Annotated in this window: 4 protein-coding genes and 1 pseudogene; 1 reads left to right on the forward strand and 4 read right to left on the reverse strand. The window is 49.8% G+C overall.

The window, feature by feature from the left end; genetic code table 11:
• The 4 genes and pseudogenes from J0895_RS02760 to J0895_RS02770 all read right to left on the reverse strand — a co-directional run.
• Positions 1-203: pseudogene (locus J0895_RS02760) on the reverse strand (DUF928 domain-containing protein); the annotation flags it as partial.
• Positions 204-252: 49 nt separating this feature from the next.
• Complete coding sequence (locus J0895_RS02765) at positions 253-2,802, reverse strand: CHAT domain-containing protein (protein WP_207086608.1); 2,550 nt, start codon at positions 2,800-2,802, stop codon at positions 253-255.
• A 2-nt stretch (positions 2,803-2,804) separates the two neighbouring features.
• The gene (locus J0895_RS25595) at positions 2,805-3,572 is read right to left on the reverse strand and encodes an S-layer family protein (RefSeq protein WP_242541001.1); all 768 of its coding nucleotides are present in this window, start codon (positions 3,570-3,572) and stop codon (positions 2,805-2,807) included.
• Positions 3,573-3,695: 123 nt separating this feature from the next.
• Complete coding sequence (locus tag J0895_RS02770; protein WP_242541002.1) at positions 3,696-6,617, reverse strand: DVUA0089 family protein; 2,922 nt, start codon at positions 6,615-6,617, stop codon at positions 3,696-3,698.
• Positions 6,618-7,201: 584 nt separating this feature from the next.
• Here J0895_RS02770 and J0895_RS02775 point away from each other — a divergent pair.
• Positions 7,202-9,412 (forward strand): phosphoketolase family protein, encoded by a 2,211-nt coding sequence (locus J0895_RS02775; RefSeq protein WP_207086609.1) that lies wholly within the window; start codon positions 7,202-7,204, stop codon positions 9,410-9,412.
• Positions 9,413-9,427: the final 15 nt, after the last annotated feature.

A 9,427-nucleotide genomic window follows, 5' to 3' on the forward strand; every position in this document is an offset into this window, starting at 1 on the left:
GCAAATCTCACGTTACCGCGAGTGCCTCCCCCCACGCTGGTAGCCGGTACTGGGTCGCCAGGGGGCTGAAATTGCAGGCTAATCAAGGCCGGGACTTTGACCGATTCCGCTTGAACAGGCTGGGCCAAAGCAGATAGGGCCAATACCCCGGCTAGGGTTGCAAACATGAAGGCTGGAATAACAATGCGTGGTGTGTGATTCATGGGGACACCTTATGATTTTGGGGAAAACATAGAACAGTAGAAACCCGTTTCATAACCAATTTCCGACTAAAATAAACGCCGACCAATAATAGGGATGTTTGTGCAATGGGTCATTTAATAGGGCCAATTGAGCTTGGCGCAACGCCTCAGTTTTCGTCATTCCTGCCTCGGATCGGGTTAATTGGCGATAAAACTCGCTCATTAAATCAGCGGTGGATTGGTCGTGAACGGACCAGAGACTAGCCAGGGTGCTGCGGGCTCCAGAACGGAGTGCAAATCCGGCTAAACCGAGTGTAGCACGTTTGTCTCCAGTTGCGGTTTGACAAGCACTCATTACTAATAGTTCAATGGGTTTGAGAATCCCTAAGCGTTGCTTATTGAAAAACTTATCGAAATCTTTAATAACAATTCGCCCATCCCAGGTTAATAGAAAAGTTTCCTCGGGATTAGAACTAAATTGTCCGTGGGTGGCTAAGTGAATAATCGGGTAAGATTTGCGATTGAGTTGGGCTTCAAATTGGGCGAGGGTAAATTGGCGATCGAGCAATGTATCCCCTGGCACTGCCTGGGTAATTTGTTGGAACTCTTCGGCGACTCCGGGGAGGGGGGAAAATCCTTGTCGCCCTTCGGTTAACCCGGCGGTGAGGGCGGTGAGTTTTTCCTGGGTGAGTCCTTGGGGAAACAGTTGTAACCCGGGACTCAGGGCGGTATTATAGGTTTCAATCAAATAGCGACTGCCGTCATACAGCGCCGCGAGGGGAATGGAGGCGAAACCGCCATCGGGAATAAAAACGAGGGTGGTAATCTCACTTTTAGCTAAATCCGCTTCTATGGGTCGAATCAGCCAGTCATAGACTTGGGTGGAAAGGCGCAAGCGTTCTGGGGAGGAATAGCCGGGGTGCATGGCCGATCGCAGTTCTTCGAGAGTGGCTTCGATGCGACTGCTACTCAGGGGTGTAGTATAGTGGCGCAAGGGTTGACCCGGCAGGGAGAGAATTACTTCGAGGCGATCGGGTAAGACGATGGGATAAATGGCAGCCGCTTGGGTATCAATTTGCTCTAATTGTACCGGCTGCACATCTAAACAAGCCTCGCGGAAAAAGTTATCTAATTCAGCAATTTGTAAGGCTTCCATGACTTGTCTAGCCTGTTCAATGTCTTCCGGTGTGGCATCGGGTTGGAGGAGTAAACTCACCAGTTCTCGATAGACTGGTTCTACACTTTCTTTGAAATCAAACTGGAGGTCCGGAGAAATGGCTACTAAGTCTCGGCGCAAGTTTTTCAAAGTTTCAAAGGCAATATTATACGCCGTGAGGGCCGGTTGGAGTTGTTGCTGTTGGATGAGAATCTGACCCAATTGCCAAGCAGCCGGGGCAATAATTTCATCGGCTTGGATGGATTGAGCAATTTGGAGGGCTTGTTCTGTGAGGGTTTCGGCCTCTTGCCACTGTTCCGCTTGGCGGTAAAGCTGCCCCAGTTGGGTGAGGGCGTAGGCTTGCGATCGCCCATCTTGCAGTTCCTTGGCGATCGCAATGGCTTCGGCTAACCCTTGAGCAATTTCGGGCAGGTCTTCCCCCATTTTCAGCCAATTGGCGGCAAAATTCACTCGGGCATAAATGGCAGATTGACTGGGGGGAAGGGTGGCAAGGTGAGATTGTAGTTGGGGGCGTAATCTGCGGGCGGCATTCCAGTCACCGAGGGCAACAAATAGGCTAAACTGGTTGAGTTGGGCTTGCGATCGCGTGAGGGTTTCGGTGGCTAATTGTTCCGCTTGTTGATAGTAGGTAATGGCAATCTCATCCTGGTGTAAATACCGTGCGATATTCCCGATATTGAGTAACGTGGCGCTAGTATCCCCGGGGGATTTGAGGCGATCGCTGACTCGCCAACTCTGTTCTAAAACCGCCTGAGATTGTTCTAAATTCCCGATGGTTTGGAGGGCAACCCCCAAACTCCGCAATCCATCAGCTTTCAAGAGGGTATCCGGTTGTCGGTCTAATTCGGGTATCCATTGTTCCAACAAAGTGCGGGCGCGGCGATGCTGGCCCAAGGCTTGCAGGGCTTGGGCTTGGTTGATTTGACTCCCTAACTTGCCGATGTCATCTCCGGCGCGATCGTAAGTGTCAGCAGCTTGTTTCCACGTCTCTAAGGCGGCTTGATTCTGTCCATCGGCAAGTTCGAGAATGCCTCGGGTATTCAGGGTTTGGGCGAGAATCGCTAACCCTCTGGAGGGCAAGGGATTAACCTGTTGCAAGAGTTCCAAGCTATGGGCGATCGCGGTGGCTGCTTGGGGGCGACGGCCTAACTTATGATAAGCTAGGGCGAGATAGGTGAGGGTTTGGGCTTGGTTTAACGGGACGAGGCGATCGCTATAAATGGCTGCTGCTTCTTCCCATAGCTGGGTTGCCTCTAGGAATTGTCCCTGTTGATACTTGGTAGTGCCAAGTTGGACTAATTCGGTGGGGTCGGGGGTTTGGGAGATGGGGGGGATGGCGGTGGCTGGATGGGGATGGATGATAGTGAGAATTGTGAGGAGGGTGAGTAGGAGGAATTGTCGGATTTGACGGGAATTTAGATAGGTGGTGATGGGTTTGAGCATGACTATTGTGCCTCCCGGATGGGCTCGGTGGGTGAGGAAGGACAGGGCGGGAGGCGATCGCCCAGAGTTGCGGGAATAGTCGCAATTAAGGCGATGTTCCCCTCCGGATTTATCCTCCATTCTGTTGCTTCTACTAACGGTGGCAAAGGTTGCGATCGCCCCTGAGTTCCTGTCTCCTCACTCCGAGTCATGTCTGCCGAAAATTGGCGCAAATCCTCCCAGACAGTTTGACCCTGGATTGTCCCCTTGGGGTCTTCCGGTAATCCACCCCGTCCGACAATTGTAAATGAATTTCCCTCTGCTGCCGCACAACCGACGGTAACTTGATTCGCCGGATCCGAAAGTTGTTGGGGTAATTCCACTAATCCCGAACCGGGTTCTACTGCGGGAGTCGATAAGATCACATTGCCGGATACTCCCAATTCAGAACTCGCCGTGATATCACTTTGGAAGGTAGATTGGGTTCTAAATTCTAATCCGAGAATGCCTTCAGCAATCAGTTGAATATTGCCGCCATCCCCTTCAAAAGCATTGGCTGTAATATCACTATTTTCCCGGGGAAATGCCAGGACTACTGGGGCTGAAATATTGATATTTCCCCCATTGCCTCCTGCGCCTGCGGTTCCCGCTGTGGCTGTAATTTGACTGCCTCGACGCATCAGGAGAAGACTGCTTAATTCTAATTGTAAATTTCCCCCTTGAGAGGAGGTAGTTTCTCCCGTAATAAAGGACTGATTATCTAACAGTAAACTTCCCCCTTGAATTTGCACATTTCCGCCGATGCCCTCGGTGGCGCTGCTGGTGGTAATTGTACTATTATCTAAGGCGATCGCATCGCTGACTTGAATCCTGACTTGTCCCCCATCTCCTTGTCCCTCAGTTTTAGCACTGATTTAAGAGCGATCGCTTAAAGAAAGAGTTTGGGCATTAATATTCACCTCTCCTCCATCCCCCACTGCCGTTGATTCAACACTACTGTCAATCGAACCCTCGGATACCACAATCTGTTCCGCCTGAATATTCACACTTCCAGCATTGCCAATGCCTTGAGTAAAACTGGAAATTGCCGCCCCATCATCCATAAAAATCCTGGGAGTAATTAGGGTAATATTCCCCGCATTTCCTCGCCCAGTCCCTCGGATGCGACTCCATATAAACGAACCCCGTTGATTCGGTCCCAATCGGGTTAAAGTCACTCCTTCTCTGGCCTGAATTGTAATCGGTCCCGCATCGCCTTCTCCATAGCTGGTGGAATTAATTCCGCCCCCATCTCCCAGAATCAATTCCCCCGTATTCAACTCAATTCCCGCCGCATTGCCGACGGAGGAAGGAGCCCCTACCAAATTTAAAATCCGACTTTCAATATTATCCAAATTTCCCGTGACTACCAGGCGACTGCGAGCATTAATTATCACTTTCCCCGCATTGCCACTCAGATAAGTGCTATTATTAATAATGCTCCCATTCAGTAAATTAACGCTTTCGGCATCAATTTGAATATCTCCCGTATCCCCTTCTCCAAAATTACTGAGATTAAGAATCCCGTTATTGTTCAGGGTAAAAGATTCAGCAACGGCAAAAATGCTGCCTGCACTGCCACTGCCTCGGGTGATATTGGCAACATTAGCCCGAGTTAGTTCCACTGAATTCGCGACTAAAGTAATATCTCCAGACTGTCCCGTTCCGAAGGTTGTAGAGAGGATTTGTCCCGGGGAACCTCCCCATAAACTCCCAGTATTAATTCGGATATCTCCACTGTTTCCCGCAGTCCGAGTCAGAGAAACAATCCCACTACTGCCGCCATAATTGGGGTTAAAATTACCTAAAGCGACGGTTTCTTGAGGTAACGTCATATTTGTCCCCGGATATTCCAATGAAATGTGCAAGCGATAGGTATCTCCGATATCAATTTCATCCCCTTCTAGGAGTTCCACGGGATTGGGAATTGTATCAAATTCTCCAATCCCAATTACATAAGTTCCGGGATATAAACTATCAATGGAAAGATACGAATCTTGCTCGACGGTACTGCCTAAAGCCCCCTCGTTAATACTAGAGTCATCATTTAGGGCAATAATTTCTCCGGTAGCGCGGTCAAATAGGACCATTTCCGTATCTAAACTGCCGGGAATATCCTGGTATCCATCTCCGCCATCAATATCAAAAATTCCCCTTCCCTGTGTAACAACGGTAAATGAAAAATAGTCAAAACTCTCGGTTGCTGGACCTAAGACTGTATTTCCACTCGGGATTTGTTCCGGAGTCCTTTCCACGGTAACATAAGGAATACCTTGTGGTCCTGATGCCTCGACTTCTGGATTAAAATTGGTGGTAAATTCTAAGTCATCCAGATTAAAAACAGTCATTTCTTGATTGTCAAAGGGAGACTCCAGAAACCCTCTACTATTTCCATCAATGGTTACGCTTTCTGTTGCGGTTACCGTAATGTTTCCAGACGGTCCGGTATGAGTGGCAATGGTAATTATTTGTCCCCCACTTTCTATTGATAACCTATTTAGATTTAAGTTAATATCCCCCCCAGTTTGATGACTCTCTGTGACGGTGGCAATAAAACCGCGATCGCTCAACCGAACCGCCCCCAAAGGATGATTCACATCATTAATCGTAATTCGGCCACTTCCCCCACTATCCCCCCCTTGGGATTGGGAGAGAATTCCACTAAACAACCCATCGGGGCTAAATCCGGAAATCTCTAAAACAGGAGTATTAATTTGAATCTCTCCCGCCGTTCCTACCCCGGAGGTTGCCGTAGTAATTCTCCCCCCATTCATCAGACTCACTGAATTCCCACTTACCTGAATATTCCCCCCAGTTCCTAATGCTCCCGATGGGACTAAATTGCTGATAAAACTCCGCTCATTCAGGCGGATATCTCCCCGAGCATTGACGCGAATATCCCCACTCCTGGAACCAATTTCACCCCCATTCAGAGCCATTCCCGCCTGCAACTGAGAACCCCCGATTAGGGTGATATGATTCCCCTGTACCTGAATACTTCCATTGCTACCCGTAACATCCACGATCGCCCCATTACTCAGGGTAACATCAGCCCCATTGACGGTATTAGAAAACTCGGGAATAGTATTCTCTAGGGCGAGTTCTCCTGAACTTATTCCCGCTAAGGTAATGTTACCGAATGGGGCGAGTAACTGTCCCCCATTCATGACTAAATTCCCGCCGAGAATGGCTAAATTGCGCTGGGGTTCCACTTCTAAGCGGGAACCTTCTAGGGTGATATTTCCAACCGTTGGACCATATTGTAATCCGATGGGAACTGCCAGGGTGAGTAGGGGAGATTCCGTGGGATTTGTAGCACTAAAGAGATGGCGATCGGCAAACTCCATCGCCTCCGCTGTAGATACCACAAACGACCCGCCAATATCCAAAGTAGCATTGGGACCCAAGACAATTCCATTCGGATTGAGTAAAAATAGATTGCTGTTGCCATTGGCCCGAATTAACCCATCAATACTAGAAAGATTACTGCCGGTAATTCGACCAATAATATTGATAATATTCGGAGTATTATTAAAATAGGCTTCCCCACCCGTGGGAACAGAAAACTCCGTAAAACTATGAAATAAATTCCCCCCGGCCTGGGTTCCTCCTTCAATCACTAAACCCGTCCCTTGATTGATGACTTGGGACGGATTGGGTAAAGTGCGATCGGGGACAATTTGCCCTTGCACGGGATTGACCAGTCCCCCGCCAGAAAGGACCAAAAATAGGGCGGTGACCCCGGTCCTGTACCACCGAGGTTTTAAAATTCCTCCTGCTCGTTTTCCCTTTAACATTGTTTTAATAGACCTCATCGGTTAGCTGGAATTTCAAGCCCGATTTTCAGAGATTTTTTGACCGTTATCCTGAGCGATCGCCCAAGACGATAAACCCGGTTGAAGTGAGACCCTCCCCCGAACTCAACGACTTTTACCCTTTCTACTTACTCAACTATTATACAGCAACCGCACCCTCCGAGGACTTACGCATTACCTCTAAATCTGTAGGGGCAATTCCCTTGGATGCCCCTGCATTTTTCAGGGTGGATTCTCCAACTATGCGTCAGTCCTGGCAAAATAGCTTACCAGCAAACGTCATCAAAAATTGTCAGGGGGTTGTTGTATCTTAGGGGATTTTGACTCGGATGGAGGGGTTCCCAGAATTCATCCCCAGTCTCACCTCCAATAAACTGAGCGCCCAGTACCAAGCAGGGAATTCTCGGGTCCCCACATCGCCGATCGCCTCAGTTTATGGCTACCCCAAGTAGAACTGATGGACTTGAACAACAAAAAGGTTGTGAAACCTGTAAACCAGAGGGTAAATTTGTGAAATAATTGTAAAAATGCAAGAATTACAGTTTCATAGAGGTTAAAAAATAGGCATGACGACAAAGACTCCATCTGCACCGGCAAAGACACCAGCATTTTGTGAGGGCATTCAATATTTTGGCGAACAATGGCCGGATTTTGACCGTTACGGCAAAGAGCCCGCGATCGCCACGGGGAAAACCGCGATCGCCTCACCCCCGGACCATTCCGCCGCCTACCAGACCCTCCTCGCTGCCGATGCCCTGCGCTACCTGATCCTGCAAGTCACCGCCTCTAAAGCCTCCGGACACCCCGGCGGATTTGCCAGCGTTGCCGACGGAATCGCCGCCCTAGTAATGCTCGGTCATAAAAACATTATCACCGAAGTCGGACACCATGCCCCCGGCTTTTACAGTAATATGTTCCTCGATCGCTCCCTAGAGCAAATGGGCATTCATACCGTCCAACAAATGCGCGATCGCTTCCGGGAGCACAAAGGACTCCTCGGACACCTCTCCGGACAAATTCCCGGACTCCTCAACCCCGCAGGACCCCTGGGACAAGGGCAGCATTTCGCGATGGCAGGCGCACTTTTGCATCGGGATATCCTCTTCCCCGTCACCATCGGCGATGGCGGCATCGGCGAACCCTACGTCATGAGTAGCATGGCGCATTTCCACACCGCCTATCCCGAAGTTACCAACTTCCTCCCCATCCTGGTTTGGAACGGGTATTCCCAGGAACATCACAGCATGGTGTCCACCAAACCCAACTCAGAGATGATTGAATACTGGCAAGGCAACGGTTTCCAGGAAATCATCCTCGTCAACGCCAAAGACTATGACGATGCCAACCAACCGGGTGAATATGTCGATAGCACTGCCTTTTCGTTCGAGAAACGGTTAGAATTTGCCCAAGCGGTGATTGAAGCGACGGACAAAGCGGCCAAATCCGCCCTCTTCGGCAAACTCACCGTCTTAATCATCAAACAACTCAAAGGGTCTGGAGTCCATGCCCTTGGGGCCAAATCCCATAACCTGTATGGACATCACACCCTGGATAACGAAGAAATCATCAGCGCCCTCAAAACTCGTGCACTGAGTCCCGAAGCTTGGCAACTGGTTCGGACCAATTTTGAACGGGCTGCTGGGGGACCTGCCGCTACTATTGTCAAAACCGAATTTGAGTTAGCTTTGCCGGAGTTAGGCAAACTCCCCCTCAAGCAATATGCGATCGGTGAGAAACAAATTGCCACCACCGCAATGGGAGAACTCGTCGCCTACGTCGGCAAAAAAGACCCCAAATTTGTGGTCACCAACGCTGATGGTAACGCCGCTTCCGGCATCAACAACATCAACGTTGCCCTAAAAATTATTCACCCTACCGCCGACGACACCTATTTTCAAGGACCCAAAGGCCAAGTTTATGAACCCTTAAGCGAAGATGCCTGCGCCGGATTAGCGGCAGCTTTAGCCTTATTTGGGGCGCGGACCCTCTGGTGTTCCTACGAATCTTTTGCCATTAACGGTGTCCCCGTCTGGCAAACCGTCACCCAAGCGATGGCGGAATTACGCCGTCCGACACCGAGTACGGTAACTTTATATACCGCAGGGGCGTTAGAACAAGGGCGCAATGGTTGGACTCACCAACGTCCAGAAATTGAAAACTACTTTGCCGCAATGATGCGAAATGGCAATGTTTTCCCTTTGTTCCCCCCGGATTCCAACAGCATCCAAGTCTGTTATGATTGGGCGCTGAGTACCCAGAATAAAGGGATTGTGATTACGGCGAGTAAAACTCCGTTACCGATTCGCACCACGTTTGAGCAGACTCAACAAGCCTTACAAGATGGGGCAGTCGTCCTCCAAGAGATTCCCGGAGATAAAACCGTTGTCTTTGCGGTGATTGGGGACATGACTTTGATTCCCGTGTATGACGCAGCGGAGCAATTAAAAGCTCAAGGGATTGGGTCGAAGATTGTATCTATTGTGAGTCCACGCCGGTTGTATCGTCCCCATGATGTCGCCTGGAATACCTGTTCCCAAGCCGATGGCGGATTTTTGGATGATGCTGGGTTTGAGAAGTTCTTTGGCGGCGATGCCTTAATTGGGGTAACCGGGGGTGCCTCGGGTATGCTGGAACCAATTATGTTACGCAGTACCGCCAAGCGGGATGTTTTTGCCTGGAAGCGGGGAGAGACGACCGCAAGTGCGACGCAAATCATGGAGTTTAATGGGTTAACTCCGGAGGCGTTAGCGAAGCGTGGGACTGAGTTAGTCGGTTAAGGGTGATTAGGCCCC

It is taken from the genome of Phormidium pseudopriestleyi FRX01 (assembly GCF_017313335.1).
Classification (GTDB): Bacteria; Cyanobacteriota; Cyanobacteriia; order Cyanobacteriales; family Laspinemataceae; genus Laspinema; species Laspinema pseudopriestleyi.